Origin of the sequence: Actinacidiphila bryophytorum (assembly GCF_016916835.1) — a bacterium.
Taxonomy (GTDB): Bacteria; Actinomycetota; Actinomycetes; order Streptomycetales; family Streptomycetaceae; genus Actinacidiphila; species Actinacidiphila bryophytorum.
This window is the reverse complement of the sequence record NZ_JAFFIX010000015.1, coordinates 58,046-80,800: the sequence shown is the minus strand read 5'-3', so window position 1 is coordinate 80,800 and position 22,755 is coordinate 58,046. Positions and strand designations below refer to the sequence as shown.

At 70.4% G+C, this 22,755-nt stretch carries 19 protein-coding genes and 2 pseudogenes; 11 read left to right on the top strand and 10 right to left on the bottom strand.

What is annotated here, in order from left to right; all coding sequences use genetic code 11:
• Positions 1-13 precede the first annotated feature (13 nt).
• On the top strand, positions 14-466 hold the full coding sequence (locus JT723_RS36615; RefSeq protein ID WP_504818407.1) for a DUF8832 domain-containing protein: 453 nt from the start codon (positions 14-16) through the stop codon (positions 464-466).
• Here the strand turns inward: JT723_RS36615 and JT723_RS21635 are convergent.
• A complete protein-coding gene (locus JT723_RS21635) occupies positions 364-936 on the bottom strand; it encodes a TetR/AcrR family transcriptional regulator (protein WP_205046391.1) in 573 nt (190 codons plus the stop codon). The two genes, JT723_RS36615 and JT723_RS21635, sit on opposite strands and share 103 nt — an antisense overlap.
• 106 nt (positions 937-1,042) lie before the next feature.
• Between JT723_RS21635 and JT723_RS21630 the strand changes: the two genes are divergently transcribed.
• Both JT723_RS21630 and JT723_RS21625 read left to right on the top strand, forming a co-directional pair.
• Positions 1,043-1,678: a class I SAM-dependent methyltransferase gene (locus JT723_RS21630; protein ID WP_205046390.1), complete on the top strand. Its 636-nt coding sequence runs from the start codon at positions 1,043-1,045 to the stop codon at positions 1,676-1,678.
• A gap of 29 nt (positions 1,679-1,707) precedes the next feature.
• A complete protein-coding gene (locus tag JT723_RS21625) occupies positions 1,708-2,388 on the top strand; it encodes a DUF2218 domain-containing protein (RefSeq protein WP_205046389.1) in 681 nt (226 codons plus the stop codon).
• A 264-nt stretch (positions 2,389-2,652) separates the two neighbouring features.
• On the opposite strand, the pseudogene JT723_RS35340 reads toward JT723_RS21625, so the two are convergent.
• Positions 2,653-2,784, bottom strand: a pseudogene (locus tag JT723_RS35340) (type I-E CRISPR-associated protein Cas6/Cse3/CasE); the annotation flags it as partial.
• A gap of 332 nt (positions 2,785-3,116) precedes the next feature.
• On the opposite strand from JT723_RS35340, the gene JT723_RS21615 reads away from it, so the two are divergent.
• Positions 3,117-3,542, top strand: coding sequence for a carboxymuconolactone decarboxylase family protein (locus JT723_RS21615; protein WP_205046388.1), 426 nt, complete (start codon positions 3,117-3,119; stop codon positions 3,540-3,542).
• 437 nt (positions 3,543-3,979) lie between these two features.
• On the opposite strand, the gene gap is transcribed toward JT723_RS21615, so the two are convergent.
• The 4 genes and pseudogenes from gap to JT723_RS35335 all read right to left on the bottom strand — a co-directional run.
• Entirely contained in the window at positions 3,980-4,987 is a 1,008-nt protein-coding gene (gap, locus tag JT723_RS21610; protein WP_205046387.1) for a type I glyceraldehyde-3-phosphate dehydrogenase, read from the bottom strand.
• A 98-nt stretch (positions 4,988-5,085) separates the two neighbouring features.
• The gene (locus JT723_RS21605; protein ID WP_205046386.1) at positions 5,086-5,709 is read right to left on the bottom strand and encodes a hypothetical protein; all 624 of its coding nucleotides are present in this window, start codon (positions 5,707-5,709) and stop codon (positions 5,086-5,088) included.
• 221 nt (positions 5,710-5,930) lie between these two features.
• Entirely contained in the window at positions 5,931-8,309 is a 2,379-nt protein-coding gene (locus JT723_RS21600; protein ID WP_240165998.1) for a phosphoketolase family protein, read from the bottom strand.
• A 162-nt stretch (positions 8,310-8,471) separates the two neighbouring features.
• Positions 8,472-8,864, bottom strand: a pseudogene (locus JT723_RS35335) (universal stress protein); the annotation flags it as partial.
• A gap of 581 nt (positions 8,865-9,445) precedes the next feature.
• Between JT723_RS35335 and JT723_RS21595 the strand changes: the two are divergent.
• The 3 genes from JT723_RS21595 to JT723_RS21585 all read left to right on the top strand — a co-directional run bounded on the left by JT723_RS21595 (position 9,446) and on the right by JT723_RS21585 (position 12,096).
• The gene (locus JT723_RS21595; protein ID WP_205046384.1) at positions 9,446-10,165 is read left to right on the top strand and encodes a CBS domain-containing protein; all 720 of its coding nucleotides are present in this window, start codon (positions 9,446-9,448) and stop codon (positions 10,163-10,165) included.
• A 143-nt stretch (positions 10,166-10,308) separates the two neighbouring features.
• Positions 10,309-11,010, top strand: a complete 702-nt coding sequence (locus JT723_RS21590; RefSeq protein ID WP_205046383.1) for a response regulator — start codon at positions 10,309-10,311, stop codon at positions 11,008-11,010.
• Between the two features lie 99 nt (positions 11,011-11,109).
• A complete protein-coding gene (locus JT723_RS21585; RefSeq protein WP_205046382.1) occupies positions 11,110-12,096 on the top strand; it encodes an Acg family FMN-binding oxidoreductase in 987 nt (328 codons plus the stop codon).
• 10 nt (positions 12,097-12,106) lie between these two features.
• Here JT723_RS21585 and JT723_RS21580 read toward each other — a convergent pair whose 3' ends face one another.
• A complete protein-coding gene (locus JT723_RS21580) occupies positions 12,107-13,831 on the bottom strand; it encodes a sensor histidine kinase (RefSeq protein ID WP_251512571.1) in 1,725 nt (574 codons plus the stop codon).
• Between the two features lie 355 nt (positions 13,832-14,186).
• Between JT723_RS21580 and JT723_RS21575 the strand changes: the two genes are divergently transcribed.
• The 3 genes from JT723_RS21575 (at position 14,187) to JT723_RS21565 (ending at position 17,852) form a co-directional block, all read left to right on the top strand.
• Complete coding sequence (locus JT723_RS21575; protein WP_205046381.1) at positions 14,187-16,466, top strand: pyruvate formate lyase family protein; 2,280 nt, start codon at positions 14,187-14,189, stop codon at positions 16,464-16,466.
• The gene (pflA, locus tag JT723_RS21570; RefSeq protein WP_205046380.1) at positions 16,463-17,239 is read left to right on the top strand and encodes a pyruvate formate-lyase-activating protein; all 777 of its coding nucleotides are present in this window, start codon (positions 16,463-16,465) and stop codon (positions 17,237-17,239) included. Before JT723_RS21575 ends, pflA begins: the two co-directional genes overlap by 4 nt.
• A gap of 145 nt (positions 17,240-17,384) precedes the next feature.
• A complete protein-coding gene (locus tag JT723_RS21565; protein ID WP_240165980.1) occupies positions 17,385-17,852 on the top strand; it encodes a Crp/Fnr family transcriptional regulator in 468 nt (155 codons plus the stop codon).
• A 292-nt stretch (positions 17,853-18,144) separates the two neighbouring features.
• On the opposite strand, the gene JT723_RS21560 is transcribed toward JT723_RS21565, so the two are convergent.
• The 3 genes from JT723_RS21560 to JT723_RS21550 are packed head-to-tail and all read right to left on the bottom strand — an operon-like array spanning position 18,145 to position 19,878.
• Positions 18,145-19,161 carry a 1-phosphofructokinase family hexose kinase gene (locus JT723_RS21560; RefSeq protein WP_206247523.1) on the bottom strand — a complete coding sequence of 339 codons (1,017 nt, stop codon included), beginning with the start codon at positions 19,159-19,161 and terminating at the stop codon, positions 18,145-18,147.
• Positions 19,158-19,643, bottom strand: a complete 486-nt coding sequence (locus JT723_RS21555) for a hydantoinase/oxoprolinase family protein (protein WP_240165997.1) — start codon at positions 19,641-19,643, stop codon at positions 19,158-19,160. Before JT723_RS21555 ends, JT723_RS21560 begins: the two co-directional genes overlap by 4 nt.
• Positions 19,644-19,659: 16 nt before the next feature.
• Positions 19,660-19,878: a DUF1918 domain-containing protein gene (locus JT723_RS21550; RefSeq protein WP_205046378.1), complete on the bottom strand. Its 219-nt coding sequence runs from the start codon at positions 19,876-19,878 to the stop codon at positions 19,660-19,662.
• Between the two features lie 1,062 nt (positions 19,879-20,940).
• On the opposite strand from JT723_RS21550, the gene acsA reads away from it, so the two are divergent.
• The gene (acsA, locus tag JT723_RS21545; RefSeq protein WP_205046377.1) at positions 20,941-22,755 is read left to right on the top strand and encodes an acetate--CoA ligase; all 1,815 of its coding nucleotides are present in this window, start codon (positions 20,941-20,943) and stop codon (positions 22,753-22,755) included.

The following is a 22,755-nucleotide window of genomic DNA, read 5'->3' as shown; positions in this document are numbered from 1 at the left end:
CCCATGGCGAAGTATGGTCACCGACCAGCGCCTGGACGTTTCCCTGGCGGACCCACCGCAAACCGGATCCGCCACCCCACCCGGGAGGGAACATGGCCGACGCCGGCACCGTTTTCCGCGCCCTGCCGTGATGGTGAAGGGCGACCTGATGGCCGGCATGGAGCACCCGCTGACGGTCACGATCACCAAGGACGGCAAGCCCGTCACTGACCTTCAGCCCTACCTGGGCACCTCCGCCCACCTGACCGCGTTCCACTGCGGCGACGCCGCGTTCGCGCACTTGCATCCCGCGTCGATCTCTCCGAGGAGGTGCGGAGATCGGCACGCCGTCGGGAACCTGTTGCGAACCACGGCGTGGCCTTCTCAGCGCGCCGGCCGTAGTCCGGAGAGGGTGACGGCGACGAGGCGGTGGACGGCCTCTTCGGAGCGCAGCCCTCCGGCGGCCGACAGGGCGTGCAGGCAGTAGTCGGCCAGTTCCTCCGGGGAGACGTCTTCGCGCACCGCGCCCACCGCGGCGGCTTCGGCGACGACCTCGCGCACCAGGTCGTGCAACTGCTGCTGTGCCTGGACGACATGCCGGTCCCGATGCACGAAGGCAGCGATCTCGCCGCCCTGGGGCCGCTTGTGGGTGATGTGCGCGTACCCGAGCAGCACCGCTTCCAGCCGTTGCGACGGCCCGTCCGCGTGGTCCCGGGCCTGGGCGAGCCGCTCCAGATGTGCGGCGACGTGCCGGTCGTGCCAGGCGATCAGCACGGACTGGACGTCCGGGAAGTATTTGTACAGCGTCGCGCGCCCGATCCCGGCCTCTTTCGCGATCTGCGACATGGTCACCGACGCCAGGCCGTGTTCGGTGACGAGCGCGACGGCGGTCTCCAGGACGGCGTCCTGTACCGCGCGGCGATGCGCCTCCATCGTCTCGTCCCACAGCTTCGGCATGCACCAAGGATACACAGCGCCGATATCGTAGACGCTCTGACTTGACATAGACACAGTGTCTCGATAAAGCTGAAGTGGTCGGCCCCGGCGAGGAAGAGGGGTTCCCATGTCGGACGCACCACCCACCCATACCGCCCTCCCGGCCGATGCCGGGCAGCCGTCCCTGGACGCCCTGTACGCGGTCCCGCCGCCGTGGGACATCGGCCGGCCCCAACCGGCCCTGCTCGACATCGCCGACCGCGGAGTCCTCCGCGGCCGGGTGCTCGACGTGGGCTGCGGGACCGGCGAGCACACCCTCATGGCCGCCCGGCGGGGCCTGGAGGCGACCGGAGTCGATCTCGCCGCCACGGCCCTGGCGGCCGCCGAACGCAAAGCCCGGGAGCGGGGTCTGACCGCGCGGTTCCTGCGGTACGACGTGCTGGAACTGAGCGCTCTGGGAGAGCGCTTCGACACAGTGCTCGACTCCCTGGTCCTCCATGGGTTCCACGGCCGAGATCGCGACCGCTACGTCGACGGCCTGCATGCGGCGACCGCGCCGGGCGGGCAGTGCTTCGTGCTCTCCTTCCGCGACGAACCCCCGAACCGCTCCGGGCGCGTGCACCGGCTGACCCCGGACGAGATCCGTGGCGCTTTCGCCGACGGCTGGCTGCTCCATGCCGTCGAGCCGGTCACGGTCGACAGCTCTCTACCCGCGCCCGCGGGCGGAATCCGCGGCTGGCGCACCCGACTGACCCGCCTGTGACGCAACGCCCCAGCTGAAAGGAGTCGGTCATGCCGACCGCCGAAGCCCGGATCGCCACCGACCGCGCGAGCCGCTACATCACCCAACTGTGCCGCCACCTCGGCCAGATGAACCGGGCGAGCCACCGACCGCACGACGGGCACGGCCAAGGCCCAGGCCAGAAGATGCCCGCGGTCCAGCACGTGGACTGCACCGACACCCACGGAACGGTCCGCTTCGCCGACGGCCGGTGGACTCTGGACGCGACCCCGGACGCGCTCACCCTGCGCGTCGACGCCGACGACGACGCGGCGCTGCGGCGTCTGCAGGACGGGATCACCACACGGATCGAGAAGATCGGCCGACGAGACGGGCTCCGGGTGCGGTGGCACGCAGACCGAGCCGACTCCGGGCCTGGGCCGCAGATTGAGCGTCCCCCGGGAAGCGAAGCCCCGACCGCGGCCCCGGGCCATGGACCCCGGAAATCCACCTGGGTCCTGGCGGTGGGCGCCGCACTCGTCGTCGCCCTCCATCTCGGAATGGGCGGCGCCGCGTTGACCGACGCCAAGTGGACGTTGTGGACCGCCGACACCGTCCTGGTCCTCGTGCTGCTGAAGCTGCTCGTCACGGGCGGCCATCTGCTCCTCGGGCGTTCGGCGCTGCGTCGCGGCCTCGCGTCCCGCCGCCGGAAGCAGCGCGGCGAGCGCACAGACGCCCACACCGTGGGCTGAGCTGACACAGCCCGCGCATTCCACCAGGCACGTCGCCCGGCTCGCGGGCGCTCGCCCAGGGCGCCGAAGTGCCCACGTGCGCGGTCGGCGACACCGAGGGTCACGGTCTCCGGGACGATGTCGTCGTCGAAGCGCATGCGATACATCCGGAAGGACAGGGAGTCCGCAATGCGCGGGAGCATGGCGAGGTGGGGGCGGCGAGTTTCTTGCGGGCGTCGCCGCCCCGGCGGGGTGCGCCCATCGGTGAGTGGCGGGGGCGAGGGTGAGCAGGCCTGCGCCGTAGGACTTGCCGCGCCCGATTCCTGTCAGCAGTGCCTCGGTGAGGCCTTCGGGGTCGGTGACGATCGCGGTGCCGTCGTAGCGGACTGCGAGGTCTCTGCGGAGTGCAGCGAACATCGGGGTGAGGTCTTTGATCTGAGCGCTGCCGTTCCCCGGCGGTAGCCGATCAGGAGCCAGCGGGGTGGCCGACTGGACGAGCAGAATCCTCGTGGAGGGTGCGCTGGCGAGCGGGCAACCTGGCCGGCAGGTGTTCGGTGGTGCGGTGGAGGCGGCGTCTGGCGTGGGTGCGTCCGTGGTCACCGCGCGGTCGCCACCAGGTACGAGAAACTCGCCGTCCGCTACGAGGCAACCGTCCTCGTCGCGGCCATCAAACGGCCTAGGCGCAGGCTGGACATTCGAGCGTCGTGACGGTCCAACAGTCTTGGGTCGGCCGCGCGCAGAATGGCGGCATGACGGAACACAACGCTGACTACACGCGCGCTCTGAACAACGCCGAGAAGATCCTTGGTTTCAGCCTGGCGCCGTATGTCGATCCAAGGCCGGCGGAACCCGCCAACGCCTACGACTTCACACGGATCGCGACTGAACACGCCTTCAATGACGCATGGACTCGCAGCGAGCACCTCGACCTCCGCACCCGCGCCCTCATCTCGGTCACCATCACAGCGAGCCTGGGCATCCTCGAGCCGCTCCGGGGTCAGTTGCGTATCGCTCTGCACAACGGCGTGACCAAAGAGGAGATCGTCGAAGCCTTCATCCAGATGGCCGTCTACGCGGGTGTGGCTCGCGCGTTTGACAGCTACGCCGTCGCACGCGAGGTCTTCTCCGAACACGACGAAGCGGACTCGCCTCAGGAGAGGAGAACTGAGAACTGAGAACTGAGAACTGAAGCGCCGACGTCCGCCGCATCCGCTGGATAACGGCAGTACATAACCGGTCCTTGCCTTCGGCCGCACGGCCGTCGCGGCCGCGACCGGACCGTCGAGAGACCGAGTGCGATGCCTGAGCAGCGTCATATGACGAGGAGGGGGCACCGAGTGCGCGGTGGCACAAGATCCACTTCTGATACACGCCCTAGTTCTTGCGCAGGGATGCCGGGAGGGGAACGGGGGCCGCGGCGGCTGCGGGGACGACACTGAGATCCGGCTGCTCGCTGGGGCCCGCTTCACCGTTCGGGTGGTCGATCTTGTCCTCGACCATCTGCGCTATATCTGTGGCTAGCGCGCTGACCTCGCGGAAGTGACCTGCGGTACGCGTCAGGAGGCCCGCCCCGATCGGGGCGGGCCTCCTGACGCGTACCGCAGGTCATTGGTCACAGGCGGGTTCCAACGTACTGCGTGAGGTCGAGCAGGCGGTTGCTGTAGCCCCATTCGTTGTCGTACCAGCCGAAGATTTTCACCAGGCGGTCGTGGACCTGGGTCAGGGGTGCGTCGATGACGCAGGATGCCGGGTCGCCGATCACGTCGCGGGAGACGATGGGTGCGGTGCTGACGCGCAGGATCCCGGTGAGCGGGCCGGCCGCCGCCTGCTCGAAGGCGGCGTTCACCTCGTCGGTGGAGGTCCCGCGGCCGAGCAGGACGGTCAGGTCGGTGAGGGAGCCGTCCTCGACCGGTACCCGGACGGCGATGCCGTCCAGCGTTCCGGCGAGTGCGGGCAGCACCAGGCCCACGGCGCGGGCGGCGCCGGTGCTGGTAGGGATCATGCTCAGGGCAGCGGATCTGGCGCGCCGCAGGTCCTTGTGGGGGCCGTCGAGCAACGACTGGTCGTTGGTGTATCCGTGGATGGTCGTCATCAGGCCGCTTTCGATGCCGAACCGGTCCTGCAGCACCTTGACCATCGGCGCCACGCAGTTCGTCGTGCAGGACGCGTTGGAGACGATGTCGTGCCGCCTCGGGTCGTATGAGGCGTGGTTGACGCCCATCACGAGGGTGGCGTCGACGTCCTTGCCCGGTGCGGACAGCAGGACCTTCCTGGCGCCGGCCTTCAAATGAGCGGCGGCCTCCTCTCGGGTGCGCAGACGTCCGGTGGACTCGATCACGATGTCCACGCCGTACTCGGACCAGTCGAGAGCGGCGGGGTCGCGGTGCGCGGTCACCGCGATGCGGTGGCCGGCCACGGTGAAGCTGCGGTCGTCGTGGGTGACCGGGGCCTGGAGCCGGCCGTAGGTGGAGTCGTACTCCAGCAGGTGGGCGAGGGTGGAGACCAGGGCGATGTCGTTGACGGCGGCCACCTCGATGCTGGAGGTCTCGCGTGCCAGGAGGGCGCGCAGGTAGCTGCGGCCGATGCGGCCGAAGCCGTTGATGCCGATGCGGACGGTCATGGTTGTCGCTTCCTTTCGCCGGGTCTCCGGCGGGTTGGCAGGGGAACCGAGCGGGGCACCGCCCGGCAGGCGGTGCCCCGTGCCGCGCGGGCCGGGTGCTACTGGAGCCACTGGTGGTCGCGGACGAGGGGCAGGCGGGCCCAGATGCGGCCCAAGCCCCAGGTGGCACCGGCGGCGGTGAGGGCGAAGAGGATCATCGCGAGGGCGTAGACGATGTGGTAGTCCACGATCGGGTTGGACGACATGCTCGGGGCGCCGCCGGTCAGGTGCTGGGCGGGCGGCCATTCTGCGGCCCACATCATGGCCATCAGCACGGTGCCGGCGACGGCGGTGACCCGCAGGGCGACGCCGGCGGTGAGGGCCGCGCCGATGCCGAGCAGGGCGAGCATGAACAGCGTGTCGGTCCAGCCCTGTCCGGCTATGTGGTGGAAGAACGACTGGAGCGGGCCGGCGGAGACACCCTTGAGGAAGCCCCTGGTGGGCGAGCCGCCGTCGATCCAGCCCTTGCCGGAGCCGGTGGCGTAGTGCCAGCCGAAGGTCTTGTCGAGGAAGGCCCACAGGAAGACGAAGCCGGTCACGATCCGCAGGGTGGCCGCCGACTTGGCGGCGAGGGTGGCGCTGGTGGCGACGGCCCCCGAACCGCTCAGGCTGTCGGCGGATGCCCGGTTCCAGCTGGGCAGGTGGAAACCGGTGCGGTGGGGGGTGTGGTCGTGGACGGCCATGGTGACTCCCTGATCGGTGGGTTGCTGTTCGGTACGCCATCACTGTCCTGCTCGCGGGAGTGTCGGCGCTGGGGGCCCACGGCCCGAGCTGCGGGGCCGAACGGCCCTGCCCCCGGGTCCGGTTGGGCTTGGGCTGCTGCGGCTCGGTGATGGGCGTACACGTCGGGGCCCGCCAGGCATGCCTGGCGGGCCCCGACGTCATCCGAGCGTGCTGTGGTGTGTCAGCCTTCCCAGGTCCAGTCGGCGACCTCGGGCAGGTCGGTGCCGTGTTCGCGGATCCAGGCGTGGTGGCGCAGCCGGGTGTCCTCCATCAGCTGTCGTACGGGGGCGGCGGTCACGGCGAGGCCGGGGACGCGGTCGATGACGTCCATGACGAGGCGGTAGCGGTCGAGGTCGTTGCGTACGACCATGTCGAAGGGCGTGGTGGTGGTGCCGATCTCCTTGTAGCCGCGCACGTGCAGGTGGTGGTGGTTGGTGCGGCGGTAGGCCAGCCGGTGGATCAGCCACGGGTAGCCGTGGTAGGCGAAGATGACCGGCTTGTCGGGGGTGAGCAGGGCGTCGTACTCCGGGTCGGGCATCCCGTGCGGGTGTTCCTCCCGGGGCAGCAGCCGCGCGAGGTCGACGACGTTGACGATCCGGACGGCCAGTTGGGGCAGGTGCCGGCGGAGGAGTTGGGCAGCGGCCAGGATTTCCTGGGTGGGTACGTCGCCGGCGCAGGCGAGGACCACGTCGGGCTCGGTGCGGCCGTCCTCGGTGCCGGCCCATTCCCAGATTCCGGCGCCGCGGGCGCAGTGCGCGCGGGCGGCGTCCAGGGACAGCCAGTCGAAGCAGGGTTGCTTGCCGGCGACGACGACGTTCACGTAGTCCTTCGAGGCCAGCACGTGGTCGGCCACCGAGAGAAGGGTGTTGGTGTCCGGCGGCAAGTAGACGCGTACGACCTCGGGTGCCTTGTTGAGGACGTGGTCGACGAAGCCGGGGTCCTGGTGGGAGAAGCCGTTGTGGTCCTGCCGCCAGACGTGCGAGGTGAGCAGGTAGTTGAGCGAGGCGATGGGGCGGCGCCAGGGCAGCGTGCGGGTCGTGCGCAGCCACTTGATGTGCTGGTTGACCATCGAGTCGACGATGTGCACGAACGCCTCGTAGCAGGAGAACAGGCCGTGCCGGCCGGTGAGGAGGTAGCCCTCCAGCCAGCCTTGGCAGGTGTGCTCGGAGAGGATCTCCATCACCCGGCCGTGCGCGTCCAGGTTCTCGTCGACAGGGACGGTCTGCGCCTGCCACGCCTTGCCGGTCACCCCGTACACGGCCTGGAGCCGGTTGGAGGCGGTCTCGTCGGGGCCCACGATGCGGAAGTCGCGGCGTCCCGCGGTGTCGGCCATGACTTGTTCGAGGAGGTCGCCCAGGACCCGGGTGGGTTCGTGGAGGGTGACGCCGGGTTTGTCGACGGCCACGGCGAAGCGTTCGAGGTCCGGTACCGGCAGGTCGCGCAGCAGCAACCCGCCGTTGGCGTGCGGGTTGGCGCCGATCCGGCGCTCACCGTCCGGGACGCACGCCAGCACGTGCGGGCGCGGGCGCCCCGCGTCGTCGAAGAGCTCCTCGGGGCGGTAGGAGCGCAGCCACTCCTCCAGTTGGCGCAGGTGCCGCGGGTTGTTGCGTACTTCGGAGAGCGGGACCTGGTGGGCACGCCACGTCCCCTCCACCGGCAGACCGTCGACCTCGGCGGGCCCGGTCCATCCCTTCGGGGTGCGCAGCACGATCATCGGCCAGCTGGGTCGCTCGGTGGCGCCCTGTTCCCGGGCCGCCTCCTGGTAAGCGGCGATACGGTCCAGGACGGTGTCCATCGCCGCCGCCATCAGCTGGTGCACGGTCAGCGGGTCGTCGCCGGTGACGTGGATGGGATCGTGCCCGTATCCGCGCAGCAGCTCGTCGAGCTCGGCTTCCGGGAGCCGTGACAGGACCGTCGGGTTGGCGATCTTGTAGCCGTTCAGGTGCAGGATCGGCAGGACGGCGCCGTCGTGGACCGGGTCGAGGAACTTGTTGGAGTGCCATGAGGCGGCCAGCGGCCCTGTCTCGGCCTCGCCGTCGCCGATCACGCAGGTCACCAGCAGGCCGGGGTTGTCCAGGGCGGCGCCGTAGGCGTGCGAGAGGGAGTAGCCCAGCTCGCCGCCCTCGTGGATGGAGCCGGGCGTTTCCGGGGCGACATGGGAGGGGACCCCGCCGGGGAAGGAGAACTGCTTGAACAGCCGGCCCATGCCTTCGGCGTCCCGGCTGACGTCCGGGTAGGTCTCGGAGTAGCTGCCCTCGAGCCAGGAGTTCGCCAGCACGGCGGGCCCACCGTGTCCGGGGCCCCATATGCAGATCGCGTCCAGGTCGCGCGCCTTGATCACCCGGTTGAGGTGGGTGTGCACCAGGTTCAGGCCGGGCGAGGTGCCCCAGTGGCCCAGCAGCCGCGGCTTGACGTGCTCCGGGCGCAGCGGCTCGGTCAGCAGGGGGTTGGCCATCAGGTAGATCTGGCCGACGGCCAGGTAGTTCGCGGCACGCCAGTGGGCGTCGAGGGCCTGCAGTTCCTGGTTGCTGAGCTTGCTGGTTACCGTGACGGGGGGCATGGGGATCTCCTGGGGGTTTCGGTGGTCGCGCCTGGACCACCTTCTGCCGTTTCCACCATCTGGGGACAGGGTCGTTCGGGCGGCCGCCAGGGCCACTGGTCCCTCGTTTCGTTGCTCCTCACCGCGCAGCCGGTTCTGTGAGCCGAGAGCCGGGACGATCGCCACGGGGCAGTGCGCATGGTGCAGCAACGCAAGCGTGACCGTGCCCAGTTCTGCGCCGGTCCTGCCCCTTTGCCGGTGGGTACCGATCACCACCATGTCCGCTTCCGCGGTCGCCGCGATCAGCGCATCGCACGGTGTGGCCCTTATCACCCGGCTGTTCGGCGCCAGGTGCGGGCTGGTCTGACGCAGCGGCAAGAGGAGTCCTCCGGCCAGGGCGGCCCTGGTTCTCGCCTGCTGCTCGATCGAAACGTGCACGGGCCCGGGGCGGTCGCCACGGATGTCCAGCGGGGCCTGCCGGTAGGTCCAGGCGTGCAGGACGTCCAGTCGCGCGCCACGCAGTTCCGCCTCCTCGAAGGCGAACAGGGCAACGTCCGCGTCGGCGTCGCTCTCCATCCCGAGCAGCAGGCCGCCGACCCGACGTCGGCGCGAGAGCAGCAGCGTGCCCGCATCCGCCCCCGTGGCAGGGCCGTTCGGCTCTGCCACGGGGGCGGGTCGCACCCGGGTTGGTGAAAGCGGCGGGCGGCTGTCCGCCTCGGAGCCGAGAGGGAGGGACCGACCATGAAGCACAGCACGGTGCTGTGGCGGTTTCGGCGCAATCGGCTGCGGCGCCGTTCGTACGCGGTGGAGGGTTGGGTACTCCTGGCACTGGGCGCGGCCGCCACTGTGGGCGCGGCCCTGACCGGTCTGGCTGGACGAACGCGGCAGGCCGACTGCGAAGCCGCTCTCCCCGTCGGCCGGCCAGCTCCATGCGACCGTCACGGGATCAGTCGCGGAGCTCGGGAAGCAGGGCCGATCGGCCCGGCGACGGGGCACCGGACAGCACTGCCGTGACGGCGTGAACCGCTGGACGGTGGAACCGGCAGGCCAGGGGCACAGCGCCGATCAGCCGACCCGCCGCCCGGGCGGAGCCCTGCTCCACCGCTCTGCCCTCACCGTCCGCGCCGAGCACTCGGCCCATCCATAGGAGGCACACCATGAAGCACCGCAAGGTCGGAAACGTCATGACGAGCGACGTCGTCCGGGTCGAAGAGGCGACCTCGTTCAAGCAGGTCGCCTCCCTCCTCTCGCAGCACGGGATCAGCGGGCTGCCCGTCGTCGACGACGACGAGAAGGTGATCGGCGTCATCTCGGAGTCGGACCTGATGGCCCGTCAGGCCCGGGACGCCGGAACACCTCCGCGGGTCCGGTTGCTCCGAGGCCCGGCGTCCCGGCGCATGGTGGCGAAGGCGGAAGCCCTGACGGCCGGCCAGTTGATGTCCACCCCGCCAGTGACCGTCCACGCGCACGACTCGATCGCCTTCTCCGCCCGCACCATGGCCGAGCACAAGGTCGAGCGCCTCCCGGTCCTCGACGAAGAAGAGCGACTGGTCGGCATCGTCACCAGGCGCGACCTGCTCCAGGTGTTCCTCCGCCCCGACACCGACATCCGCGAAGAGGTCGTCCAGGAGGTGATCGTCAACACCCTGTGGCTGACCCCGCCGGCGGTGGACGTGAAGGTCCAGGACGGCGTCGTGACGCTGGAGGGCGAACTGGAACGCCGGAGCGAGGTGTCCATCGCAGGCAGCGCCACCGCCCGGATCGACGGAGTCGTCGCCGTTGACAACCGCCTCAGCAGCCAACTCGACGACTCCACGCTGCGTGCGGTCTCCTCGTCCCCGCACGGCGTCGGCGGCGAATGGCTGCGCAAGCTCTGAGCCACCCGCCTCCGCTGACGTCCGTGAGACCCAGCGGACCCTGTACACAGGTCCGTTCGGCCCTGTTGGCGAGCGGATGTCCGCGCGATGATCGGAGGTCAAGCGCGGCATCCGGCCGGCGCACGTCAGGTGAAGGTTCGCTCATGAGTGAAGTGCCGCGGTTCTCGGCAACGTCCCCGATCCGGGTCTTCCTGGTCGACGACCACGAGGTCGTGCGCCGCGGGGTGCACGACCTGCTGGACGCAGAACCCGACATCGAGGTGGTGGGCGAGGCCGAGTCCGCCGGCCACGCCCTGGCCCGCGGCCCCGCCTTGCGCCCGGACGTCGCTGTGCTGGACATCCGCCTTCCCGACGGCGACGGCATCTCGGTCTGCCGGGAACTGCGCTCGGCCATGCCCTCGCTGGCGTGCCTGATGCTGACCTCGTTCGACGACGACGACGCCCTGCTCGACGCGATCATGGCCGGCGCCGCCGGTTACGTGCTGAAGCAGATCAAGGGCTCCGACCTGGTCTCGGCGGTTCGGACGGTCGCCTCGGGCCAGTCGCTGCTCGACCCGGCCACCACCGCACGCCTGATGAACAGCCTGCGCGACGACCATTCCGGCGCGGGGTCCGAACCGGAGGCGCTGGCGGCCCTCTCGCCGCGGGAGCGCGAGATCCTGGCCCTGATCGGGGAGGGCCTGACCAACCGGCAGATCGGCAAGCAGCTGTACCTGTCGGAGAAGACCGTGAAGAACAACGTCTCACGGCTGCTGGCCAAGCTCGGCGTGGAACGCAGGGTCCAGGCCGCCGTCATCGCCTCGAACAGCGCCGCACCGCTGCCTGACGGCACCGGCCGGCGCTGAGCGCAGGGACTGTCGGCCTATCCCGTGAGGGCCTTGTACCCCTGCCCCCGCGCTCCGGTCGCCGCAAGCCTTGGAGTAGGACGGCCCAAGGAGAGCGACATGCACACCACCAGCACGTTGAACGCGGCGATTCTGGAGAAGCTGATTGCGGCCGCCGTGGCGGCCCCGTCCCTGCACAACACACAGCCCTGGCGCTACCGGCTCGACCCCGACACCACCACCATCGAGGTGCGTGCCGCCACCGAGCGGGCACTGCGACACACCGACCCGGTGGGCCGAGCCCTGCACGTGTCGGTCGGTGCGGCGGTGTTCAACCTGCGAGTCGCGGTGGCGCAGTGCGGCTGGGAACCGGTCGTGCGGCTGCTGCCCCGCCCACCCGAGCCGGACCTGCTGGCGTCGGTACGCCTGGCAGGTCCGTTGCCCGGTGACTGGCGGCACGGGCAGGACCTCTACGACGCGGTGTGGCGCCGGCACAGCAGCCGCGTCCCCTTCTCCGGCCGGGCGATCCCGGCGCGGGTGCTGGCCGAGCTCTCCGAAGCGGCGGCGGTTGAAGGAGCCGACCTGGTCGTCCCGGACGCGAACGAGACCCGGCGGATCCTCCGACTGACGGCGGAGGGCGAGTGGTTCACGGCGACCGATGCCGCCCGCCGGGCGGAGAACCGCAGTTGGGTGCGGAACGGGGCGCAGGACGGCATGTCGGGGGCGGTGCTGGGCCCGCGGGACGCGTCCGGGCACCTGCCGGTGCGCGACTTCGCTGCGCTGCGTCCCACGTACGCGCGGCCGGCGTTGGCTTTCGAAGCGCTCCCGGTGATCGCGGTACTGTCCACCCGGCACGACCGCCGTGCGGACTGGCTGCGCGCGGGTCAGGCGCTGGAGAACGTCCTGCTGACCTGCACCACGCATCAGGTGCGGGCCTCGCTGCTCCACCAGGCCCTGGAATGGCCCGACATCCGCTGGGCGCTGCGCGACCCCCGCAGCGGCACGGGACACGTCCAGATGCTCATCCGCCTCGGCTACGGCCCCGAAGGCCCCGCGAGCCCCCGCCGCCCCGTACCCGACGTTCTGGACAGCGGGCCACAGCGCTGACGCCCTGCGGCTACGGAACCGGCGCGGGCGGGAGCGGCACCCGCCACACCAGGCGGGTGCCGCCCTCCTCCCGGGCGGTCGCCGTCATGTCGCCACCCCGGTGTTCGGCTCGGTCCGCGAGGTTGCGCAGGCCGCTGCGGCGGCCCTGTGCGGGAAGCCCGGTGCCGTTATCCGTGACGCTCAGGGTCAGCAGGCCCGAGGAGACGGTCAGCGAGACCTCGGCGGCCGAGGCCCGCGCGTGGCGGGCGACGTTGGACAGCGCCTCCTCCAGTACCGCGACCACGTCCTCCGCCACGGTCTGCGGCACATCGGTGTCGATCAGGCCCTCCATCCGCAGGGACGGGGTGAAGCCGAGGGTGCGGGCCGCCGACTCTGCGGCGGTGACGGCTCGTGCGCGAAGGCTCAGGCGTTTGCGGTCCGCCTCCTTGGCTCGCAGGCCGAAGATGGCCGAACGGATGATCTTGATCGTCTCGTCGAGGTCGTCCACCGCCCGCATGACGCGTTCGTTCGCCTCGGGGTGCTCGATGAACCGCAGCGAACTCTGCAGTGTCATCCCGGTGGCGAAGAGCCGCTGGATCGCCAGGTCGTGCAGATCGCGGGCGATACGGTCGCGGTCCTCCAGCAGCGCCACCTGCTCGGCGGCCCGGCGGCGCTCGGCCAGCTCCATCGCCAGGGCGGCCTGCCCGGCAAAGGCTGCCAGCGGGGCGGTCTCGTCCTCGGTGAACGGCAGCGACTGCTCGGCGCGGCCCAGCAGCAGCACTCCGCGCGCCCGGTCCTCCGCCAGCATGGGGACGGCCACTACCGGACCGAGCCCGTTCCAGCGTGGCGGTCCCACTGTGACGCGGGAATCCTTGCGGATCTCGCTGGTGGAGATGGAGCCCCCAGCCGCCAGCGCGGCCCCCATGAAAGAACCCTCCAGCGGCAGCACCAGGCCACGGTGGTCCTCGGCGTCCACTCCGACAGCGATGACCACCTGCAGGTCCGTGCTCTCTCCCACAGGTAGGGCGATCACGCCGAGGTCGGCGTGCAGGATACGGCTGGCGAGTTCGATGATGCCCCGCAGGACCGCCTGCTCGTCAGCCCCCGACAGCAGCTCGCCCACGATCGCCGCGTTGGCCTCCAGCCACCGCTGCCGGTCGCGGGCGGCCTTGTAGAGGCGGGCGTTCTCGATGGCCACACCAGCGGCCACCGCGAGGGTCCGCAGGACCGTCTCGTCCTCGCCGTCGAACTGGGCGTCGCCGCGTTTCTCGGTGAGGTAGATGTTCCCGAACACCTCCTCGCGCACCCGGATCGGCACCCCGAGGAAGGAGTGCATCGGCGGGTGGTTGGGCGGGAATCCGTATGAGGCGGGATGATCGGAGATCTCCGTCAGCCGCAGCGGCTCCGGATGGCGGATCAGCTCGCCGAGGATGCCGTGGCCGGAGGGCAGCGGACCGATCGCCTGCGCCTGTTCGGCAGATATCCCGCTGGTGAGGAACTGCGAAAGCCCTGCGCCCTCGACGACGCCGAGAGCGCCGTACTCCGCGTCGACCAGCACCACCGCGGACTCCACGATCCGCCGTAGCACCTGGGCCAGGTCCAGATCCCCGCCCACGGACAGGACCGCTTCCAGCAGGTCGTGCACCCGGTCCCGGGTACCGCGCACCGCGTCGATACGGACCTGCAACTCCTCCAGCAGCTCGTCGAGCTGCAGCCGCGGCAGTCCGCCCGCCCCTTCGCCCACCAAGTCCTCCACTCGGGAAAGGCCAGTGCGCCCCAACGGTCGTGGCCCTGGTCACCGTAGTAGAACCCGGGATGGCGGCGGAAGCCGGACGAGTGGCTTCCCGGGGGACGCAAAGACTCCCCGTGCGACTTGCCGTCACGGTACCGGCACATCCGCCGTCCCGTATCGCGGGAAGCGCCTGGGGCGGGCGCATCAGTTCGGGTGGCGCCGCTTACTCGAGAGGGCCTGCCGGACCTCGATGCGGGCCGGTCGGCCCGTGGCCGGCAGGCGGCGGAGCCGGGAGCGTAGGCGAGGAGAGCCCGTGGTGACGGCGCCGCGGGGCCAGCGTCCAGAGGCAGGCGAGATGCAGCGGTACGCGGTAGTGGGAGTGGACGGTTCGAACGGCGGCCGGGAGGCGGCGCGCTGGGCTGCGGAGGAAGCCGAGGCGCGGGGGCTGGCGCTGAGGCTGGTCACGGTGGTGCCGCCCGAGCTGTCGCGGGTGCCTTCCGGAGCCGGATCCGGCGGCTGGGGAAGGCCGGCGTCCGGTCCGGCCGAGGTCCTCGGTGACATCACCCTGGCATACCCGGACCTCGATGCGGCCGCCCGGGAGATCACCGGGAGGCCCTCCGAAGTGCTGCCGGGTGCTGTGCGGGGCGCCGAGCTGGTGGTGGTCGGAACCCGGGGGGCAGGCGGGTTCGAAGGGCTGCGGCTCGGCTCCGTGGCACTCGCGGTGGCCGGCCGGGCACCGTGCCCGGTGGTACTCGTGCCGCCGCCGGCCACGTCAGGAGGGTGCCGGCACGAAGTGGTGGTGGGTGTCGACGCGCGGCATCCGGACCAGGGGGCGCTGGACGTCGCATTCGAGGAAGCCGCGCTGCGGAGCGCGCTGCTGCGGGCCGTGCATGCCTGGGACCTGCCGGTGCTGTACCAGGGCACGGCTTTCGGCCGGATCATCGGCGACTACCGCCGCGTCGCCCTCTACGGCACCGCACGCCTGGTCGAGGCCAAGCGCGCCGAACGCGCCCGGCTGGACCTGGAACCTTCGACCGCCGAGGTGATCCGCGACCGCGAGGAACTGGCCGAGCAGATCCGCGCACTCGGTGAACTGGCCAGGATGGCCGCCTCCTACGGCTGCGACGTCACCCGCCCGGCCGCCACCGCGCACGAGGCGGTGCAGTGGCTCTACCTCGGCTACCTCGCCGCGGTGAAGGAGCAGAACGGCGCCGCGATGTCGCTCGGCCGCACGTCGACCTTCCTGGACGTCTACCTCCAGCGCGACCTCGACACGGGGGTCGTCGACGAGACACGCGCGCAGGAGCTGATCGACGACTTCGTCATCAAGCTGCGGATCGTGCGATTCCTGCGGACCCCCGAGTACGACGCGCTGTTCTCCGGCGACCCCACCTGGGTGACCGAGTCCATCGGCGGGCTGGGCACCGACGGCCGCACCCTGGTCACCCGCACCTCCTTCCGCTTCCTGCAGACCCTGTACAACCTCGGCCCCGCACCCGAGCCGAACCTCACCGTGCTGTGGTCCCCCCGGCTCCCCGGCGGATTCAAGCAGTTCTGCGCCCAGGTCTCCATCGACACCAGCGCCATCCAGTACGAGTCCGACGACCTGATGCGGCCCCGCACCGGCGACGACACCGCCATCGCCTGCTGCGTCTCCGCCATGGCGGTCGGGCGGCAGATGCAGTTCTTCGGCGCCCGCGTCAACCTCGCCAAAGCCCTGCTCTACGCCGTCAACGGCGGCCGCGACGAGATCACCGGCGAACAGGTCGCCCCCGCCGCCGACCCGCTGAAGGGCGATTACCTGGACTACGACGAGCTGTCCGCGGCCTACGACCGCACACTGGACTGGCTCGCCGCCACCTACGTCAACGCGCTCAACGTCATCCACTTCATGCACGACAAGTACGCCTACGAGCGCCTGGAGATGGCCCTGCACGACCACCCCGTGCACCGCTTCCTCGCCTGCGGCATCGCCGGCCTGTCGGTGGCCGCCGACAGCCTCTCGGCGGTCAAGTACGGGCGGGTGCGGGTCCGCAGGGACGACACCGGCCTGGCTGTGGGCTACGAGACGCGAGGAGAGTGGCCCGCCTACGGCAACAACGACGACCGCGCCGACACCCTGGCCACCGACCTGGTCGAATCGTTCATGGCGAAGATCGCCGCCCACCCGTCCTACCGGGATGCCGAGCACACCCAGTCGGTGCTCACCATCACCTCCAACGTCGTCTACGGCCTGCACACCGGCGGGACACCCGACGGCCGCCCCGCCGGAGCCCCGTTCGCCCCTGGGGCGAACCCGATGAACGGCCGCGACCGGCACGGCATGATCGCCTCCGCCATGTCGGTCGCCAAGATCCCCTACGCCCAAGCCCGCGACGGCATCTCGCTCACCTCGACCATCACCCCCGAAGGACTCGGCCACGACCCTGACGAGCGTGCCGCGAACCTGCTCGGCATCCTCGACGCCTACACCGCCACCGGCGGATTCCACCTCAACGTCAACGTCCTGGACCGCGCCACCCTCGAAGACGCCATGGCCCATCCGGACAAATACCCGGAGCTGACCATCCGCGTCTCCGGCTACGCCGTCAACTTCATCCGCCTGACCCGCGAGCAGCAGCTCGACGTGATCAGCCGCACCTTCCACGGCGCCCGATGAAGGCCGGCACCGGCCGCACGGCGGACCGGGTACTGCCCAGCCCCTCCGTCACCGGCCGCATCCACTCCTGGGACCTGTCCACCGGCGTCGACGGGCCCGGAACCCGGTTCGTCCTGTTCCTCAGCGGCTGCCCGCTGCGCTGCCTGTACTGCGCCAACCCCGACACCTGGCACATGCGTGACGGGCGGCAGGCGACCGTCGACGAGGTCATGGCCGAGATCAGCAGGTACCAGGGATTCGTCACCGCCGCGGGCGGCGGCGTCACTCTCACCGGAGGTGAACCGCTGCTCCAGTCGGCCTTCGCCGGGCAGATCCTGCGCCGCTGCCGCGAACTGGGCCTGCACACCGCCCTGGACACCTCCGGATTCCTCGGCGCCCGCGCCACCGACGAACTCCTCGCCGACACCAGCCTTGTCCTGCTCGACATCAAGTCCTTCGAAGTGCCCACCTACCGCGCGCTCACCGGCGGCTCCCTGGCCCCCACCCTGAACTTCGCCACCCGCCTCGACCGCCTCGGAGTGCCGGTCCGCATCCGCTACGTGCTCGTGCCCGGCTGGACCGACGACGAGGCCGCCGTCGACGGCCTGGCCTCCTTCACCGCCGGCCTCGGCAACGTCGAACAGATCGACGTACTCCCCTTCCACAAACTCGGCGCCGCGAAATACGACGCCCTGGGCATCCCCTTCCCGCTGCGGGACACCCCGGTCCCGGACGCCGCTCTCGTGGACCGGGTCCGTGCACAGTTCCGCAACCACGGCCTGCGCGCGCTGTGACCGCGGAAGGGCACCAGGCGGCCCCCGTACGGGGGCGGTTCGGCCCACGACGGCCGGGCAGTACCCGTCCGACCATAAGGAAACGGAAGGCGCAGCCGCAGCGAGCGGCCTGCGACGGGCGCTGCATCAGACAACGGAGACGACCATGACGAAACTGATGACGATGACCGGGCGACTGGCCGCCCTTCCCGACGAACAACTCGACCGGCTCATGACCCTGGGGTATGAGGTGCAATTCCCCGCCGGCCGACGCATCTTCGAGGAGAACGGCAAGGCCGACCGGTTCTGGATCATCCGCGCCGGCGACATCGCACTGCACATGCACGTACCCGGCCATCCCGCCGCCACCATCGAAAGGCTCGGCCAAGGCTCCCTACTCGGCTGGTCCTGGCTGTTCCCGCCGCGCCACTGGCACATGTCGGCCCAGGCGCTGACCGACGTACGCGCCTTCGAGTTCGACGCCACCGCAGTACGGCAACTGTGCCAGGAGGACCCGGCGTTCGGCTACGCCTTCGTGCTCGCCTGCGCCGAGGTCATCGGCCACCGACTCGAAGACGCCCGCACCCGCCTGCTCGACCTCTACGGACCCTACGGCAGCGGCCTGCGCCCCTGAGGCGACCGGAGAGCCCCGGGCCGGCTCTTGCAGCGGCCCTGTGCGAGGTGGCAGACCAGAGGTGTTGCGACGTGCTTGACGGCCTGCCCCGTACGCACAGTGCGGACCAGACCCAGGCCGCAAGGCCGGTCTGTACGGTCAACGGCCCAGCGACGAACCGGACTTCGTGCGCCGTCTCGTCACCGCCGGCACCGTCTCGGTCTCGGCGACGCCGGACAGCTTCCTGCTCGTGAAGTGCAATGTCGCGTCGGCTGAGAAACGCCGGGAGCGGGAAACCGGTTTTCCCCTCGGCTCACGGGGCTGTAGGTCGTCTTCCGGTCGCGGGCCGGAGCGTCACCTCGGACAGTATCGACGCGGCCATGGCGGGGTCGAAGGGGGCTGTACCGGCGGTGAGCACCGATGCCGCGGCCACCGCCACCCCCAACGCGCACGCGGTGACCACGTCGTCTCCGGCGGCCAGCCGCAGGGCCAGCGCGGCGACCATGCTGTCGCCCGCTCCGGCGTCGCTCAGCAGATCGCCGGGCGGCGGCGCGTGCACCTCGGTGTGACCCGTTCCGGTTGAGCACAGGGCGCCCAGCGGTCCCAGGGCGGTGATCACGACGCGCGCGGCGCCCGCGTCGAGGAGTCGCGCGTTGAGCCGACGGGCGTCGTGGAAGGTGCGAACGGGCCGGCCGGCCAGGCTCGCGGCCTCGTTCTGGTTGCACCGCAGAAGGTGGACGCGTTCCGTCAGCGCGCCGCGGAGGGCAGGGCCGGAGGTGTCGAGGATCAGCCGGGCCCCGCTCTCCGAGATCCGGCGGGCGACAGTCGCGTAGAAGTTCGCAGGCAGTCCGGGCGGCAGGCTGCCGCTGGCCACCACGTAGGAGGCGTCACCGGCCGCGTGCTGAAGGGCATTCAGACAGCGCATGCCCTCGTTCACCTCCGTCCAGGGCCCACGCGGCACCAGGTGATAGCAGCGGCGCTTATCCGTCTCGTAGAGCACCAGTCCCTCGCGCGTCTCTCCGTTGATCTCCACAGACACATGGTCGATGCCTTCCTCCTCCAACAGCCGATCGAGGAGTCCACCGACCTCGCGACCCGCGGTGTGGACGGCCGTGGCCCTCCCCCCGAGTTGGACCACCCCGCGGGCGACGTTGATCCCTCCGCCGCCGGCGGTGCGTGCCCTCACCCGGGCGCGGTTCTTGCCGACGTCGGCCAGGTGTCCCAGCTCCCAGCAGACGTCCACGGCCGGGTTCAGCGTCAGGGTGACAATCCGCGGTGGGTCGGTACCGCGGGACTCCCTGCCGTCTACCGGCCCTGCTTCCGTACTCATGGCCGCTCCGCGCCCCGTCCAGCCCTCCGTGTGCGCACGGCGACAGCGTCCGCACGACCGGTTCCCGGCGCACGCCGGTTTGTCCCGAGCCGCGGATAGCCCTCGGCGCCCTGCTCGGGGGTGTGATCGTCCCCGGTGTCGCGGCGGATCCACTGAGCCGGTTCGGTGGACTGCCGGCGAACCGCCTGCCCGTCCAACCACAGGGCGCCGTCCGGCCCGAACATCCGCGGGAAGCAGTCCGGCCGGGCAGTGCCCAGCATGACGTTGGCATCGGTGACCGTGAGGGGTCCGTTGAGCTGGTAGCGCCCGCCGTCGAATGGCAGCACGGATCCGCCGTCGGCCACCGCCGTGTGGCTGTCGGGCATGGGGGCCGGCAGCCGTACACGGGCGACCTCGGCGGTCTGGACGCACTCGTACGCCTTGGCGTGGTGGCACACGTCGGTGGACGTGCCCCCATTTCGAAGCCGATCACCGTTGGCCATCACCCGGACGACGACGTTACGGAAAGGCATGCCTGTGCGCGGCGTGCTCCGCCTCGGCTTCAAGGTGGGCCTCGGGGCCGGGGAAGAAGACCGTCTCCCGGTCGTCCTCGATCCAGCGCACCGCATACGGGGGTGTGCCGTCCGGATGCCCCAGCCGTACGATCTGACCCCGGCGGCGGGGCCCGTCCAGATGCCGGGCCTCCACAACGATCCAGTCTCCGACGTGTGCGCGCATCAGCGTGCTCCTTGCGTGTGCTGCGCTACGGCGTCGTATCCGTCCTCAGCGGTGCTTCAGTCGCCTGGACGGGATGCGACGGCCCGGTGCCGCGTACATGTCCGAGGATACGGGTGCAGGTGCCCTGCTGCCTTTCCTGGTCGGTGTGAACCGCGGCCGGTAGGCCCGTCCGATGCTGCCCGGCCGTGCGACGGCGGCGGGACTGGCCATCAGCCCTTCGGCAGTGGATGCCCGCACTTTGGTGCGCTCCTCGGATCTACGACCATCCGGTTCCAGTCCAGCGCGGTGCTGGCCCGCCTCGACAGGACCCTGCAGGCGATCACCGACCGTCACCACTGGGCGCCCCGCCCGCGTCGAGCCCTTGAGCCAGGCATGGATACCTGCGATGGAGCACGGCGGGACACTCCCCGCCGCTGGTTGTCACCCCCGATCGCAAGGCCTCGCCCAAACTCGCCGTCACCCATGCAGCCCTGCCCCTTGAGGAATTCGTGCCCGCCCTCGTCGGCATCCATCCAGGCGACGGTCATGACGACATGGCCATCCTCGCCCTGCTCACGCCGGAAAGCTGACGCCCGGCCGCGCCGCTGAGTGCAACCCGCGTCTTGCCCCTCAGCCGGGCGTGTTCCGAGGGACGAAGGAGCTGACCCGCCCGGGCCCGGTCCCCGTCGCGCCGTCTGCTCTGGGCGTACCGCAACCACGGCCGGGCCGCAACCGTACGGCGCCGTCTGCGCGAGTTCGCCTTTCACTGGTCTTTCTGAGGAATGAGTCAGCGGGGGCGGCGACAGGTTACTGGAGGGAGGATGGAACCGTGTCCGGATCACTGTCGGGCGGGAAATGGGTTGCGCCTGCCGGTCACGGCCGAGGCACGTGTCGGGGCCGCCTCCTACAGGTCCTCGTAGGGAGGCGGTCATGGCGATGCTCCCGGACAGTCACCGCTCCGGCCGCCTGCGGGGCGGCCGTCGTCATGGCGGCGCTAGCGGCGCCCGACCCCGGATCGAATAGGCGAAGCACACACCCGTAGCCACCGAATCGGCACCATTTTCCCACCTGCTGGAGGTCACAATGCACCACCGGAAGGAGTCCGGGATCGGGCAGGCGAGCAGTGCCACCGGTGAGGTACAGGCGAGAGGTGAGGATGCCGGAGGCCCATCGGACAGGAGCGAATTCTCCTGGCAATGGGCGCGCCATCATCTGGACGGCCTGCCTGGTGACCGTGGGCTCAACATCGCCCACGAGGCCGTCGACCGGCACGTGGCTGCGGGTCGCGGGGACAAGGCCGCTTTGCGCTGTGTGGCAGCCGACCTCTCGGTGACCACGGTCACCTACGAGGGGTTGGCCCGACGCAGCAACCGCTTCGCCAACGCATTGCGGTCGCTCGGCGTGGGCAGGGGCGAATGCGTCGCGACGCTCCTCGGACGCTGCCCCGAACTGTATGTGACGGTCATGGGAACGCTGAAGAACACGTCCGTCTTCTGCCCTCTGTTCGCCGCGTTCGGCCCGGAGCCGGTGGAGGAACGCCTGCGGCTCGGCGACGTCCGGGTCCTGGTCACGACCCGGGAACTGTACACGCGCAAGGTCGCGGAACGGCGAGACGAACTGTCCGGCTTGCGGCATGTCTTGATCGTCGGATCGGACAGCGAGCCGACCTCCGGCACGCTCGCCTTCGACGAACTGCTCGCCCGGTCCGAGGACAGCTTCACGATTCCGCAGACGGATCCACAGGACATGGCCCTGCTGCACTTCACCAGCGGCACCACCGGTACGCCCAAGGGCGCGGTCCATGTCCACGAAGCCGTGGTGGCTCATTACGCGACCGCTGCCTCCGTATTCGACCTGCGTGCCGACGATGTCTTCTGGTGCACGGCAGACCCCGGATGGGTGACCGGTACCTCGTATGGGGTCATCGCGCCGCTGACGCACGGCGTCACGACCGTGGTGGACGCAGGCGAATACAGTGCCCGCCGCTGGTACAGCGTCCTCGCCGAGCACCGGGTGACCGTCTGGTATACCGCGCCGACGGCCATCAGGATGCTCATGCGTGCCACCCCGCGTGGCACTGCTCCGGAGCTGCCGCGTTCCTTCGACCTTTCGGCGCTGCGATTCATCGCGAGCGTGGGAGAACCGCTGAATCCCGAGGCGGTCCGCTGGGGTGAGGAGATTCTCAGTCTGCCAGTGCACGACAACTGGTGGCAGACCGAGACCGGCAGCATCATGATCGCGAACGTCCCCGGGACGCAGATCCGACCGGGATCCATGGGGCGACCGCTACCGGGCGTGGAAGCTGCGGTTCTGGAACGCGGGCCGAACGGTCGGGCTCAAGTCGTCGGCGGACGCGTGCACGTGCTGGACGGCCCGGGAGCCGAGGGCGAACTCGCGCTGCGGCCCGGCTGGCCGTCGATGTTCCGCGGGTATCTCAACGCCGAGGCGCGCTACCGGGCCTGCTTCGCCGACGGCTGGTACTTGACCGGAGACATCGCCCGGCGCGACACCGACGGCTATTACTGGTTCGTGGCACGCGCGGACGACGTCATCAAGTCGGCCGGGCATCTCATCGGCCCCTTCGAGGTCGAGAGCGCGCTGATGGAGCATAGGGCGGTTGCCGAGGCAGGGGTCATCGGCTGCCCCGACCCGGTCGCCGGCGAGGTTGTGAAGGCGTTCGTCACTCTCGAACCAGGGTTCGAGGCGGACGCGGGGCTTGCCCGGGACATCACGGCCTTCGCTAGGCGTCGACTGGGCCCGGCGATGGCTCCCCGGTCGGTTTCCTTCGATCAGCATCTGCCCAAGACCCGCAGCGGCAAGGTGATGCGACGCCTGCTGCGTGCCCGTGAACTGGGACTGCCCGAAGGGGACGTCTCTGCCCTGGAGGAGACGAAATGA

What these genes read in the sequence shown, in the direction of transcription:
- pflA (WP_205046380.1), top strand. Translation starts at nt 16,463, where the DNA reads ATGAAGGCCGGCACCGGCCGCACGGCGGACCGGGTACTGCCCAGCCCC.
- JT723_RS21630 (WP_205046390.1), top strand. Translation starts at nt 1,043, where the DNA reads ATGTCGGACGCACCACCCACCCATACCGCCCTCCCGGCCGATGCCGGG.
- acsA (WP_205046377.1), top strand. Translation starts at nt 20,941, where the DNA reads ATGCACCACCGGAAGGAGTCCGGGATCGGGCAGGCGAGCAGTGCCACC.
- JT723_RS21625 (WP_205046389.1), top strand. Translation starts at nt 1,708, where the DNA reads ATGCCGACCGCCGAAGCCCGGATCGCCACCGACCGCGCGAGCCGCTAC.
- JT723_RS21615 (WP_205046388.1), top strand. Translation starts at nt 3,117, where the DNA reads ATGACGGAACACAACGCTGACTACACGCGCGCTCTGAACAACGCCGAG.
- JT723_RS21550 (WP_205046378.1), bottom strand. Translation starts at nt 19,878, where the DNA reads ATGCGCGCACACGTCGGAGACTGGATCGTTGTGGAGGCCCGGCATCTG.
- JT723_RS21605 (WP_205046386.1), bottom strand. Translation starts at nt 5,709, where the DNA reads ATGGCCGTCCACGACCACACCCCCCACCGCACCGGTTTCCACCTGCCC.
- JT723_RS21590 (WP_205046383.1), top strand. Translation starts at nt 10,309, where the DNA reads ATGAGTGAAGTGCCGCGGTTCTCGGCAACGTCCCCGATCCGGGTCTTC.
- JT723_RS21600 (WP_240165998.1), bottom strand. Translation starts at nt 8,309, where the DNA reads ATGCCCCCCGTCACGGTAACCAGCAAGCTCAGCAACCAGGAACTGCAG.
- JT723_RS21585 (WP_205046382.1), top strand. Translation starts at nt 11,110, where the DNA reads ATGCACACCACCAGCACGTTGAACGCGGCGATTCTGGAGAAGCTGATT.
- gap (WP_205046387.1), bottom strand. Translation starts at nt 4,987, where the DNA reads ATGACCGTCCGCATCGGCATCAACGGCTTCGGCCGCATCGGCCGCAGC.
- JT723_RS21555 (WP_240165997.1), bottom strand. Translation starts at nt 19,643, where the DNA reads ATGGCCAACGGTGATCGGCTTCGAAATGGGGGCACGTCCACCGACGTG.
- JT723_RS21565 (WP_240165980.1), top strand. Translation starts at nt 17,385, where the DNA reads ATGACGAAACTGATGACGATGACCGGGCGACTGGCCGCCCTTCCCGAC.
- JT723_RS21635 (WP_205046391.1), bottom strand. Translation starts at nt 936, where the DNA reads ATGCCGAAGCTGTGGGACGAGACGATGGAGGCGCATCGCCGCGCGGTA.
- JT723_RS36615 (WP_504818407.1), top strand. Translation starts at nt 14, where the DNA reads ATGGTCACCGACCAGCGCCTGGACGTTTCCCTGGCGGACCCACCGCAA.
- JT723_RS21595 (WP_205046384.1), top strand. Translation starts at nt 9,446, where the DNA reads ATGAAGCACCGCAAGGTCGGAAACGTCATGACGAGCGACGTCGTCCGG.
- JT723_RS21560 (WP_206247523.1), bottom strand. Translation starts at nt 19,161, where the DNA reads ATGAGTACGGAAGCAGGGCCGGTAGACGGCAGGGAGTCCCGCGGTACC.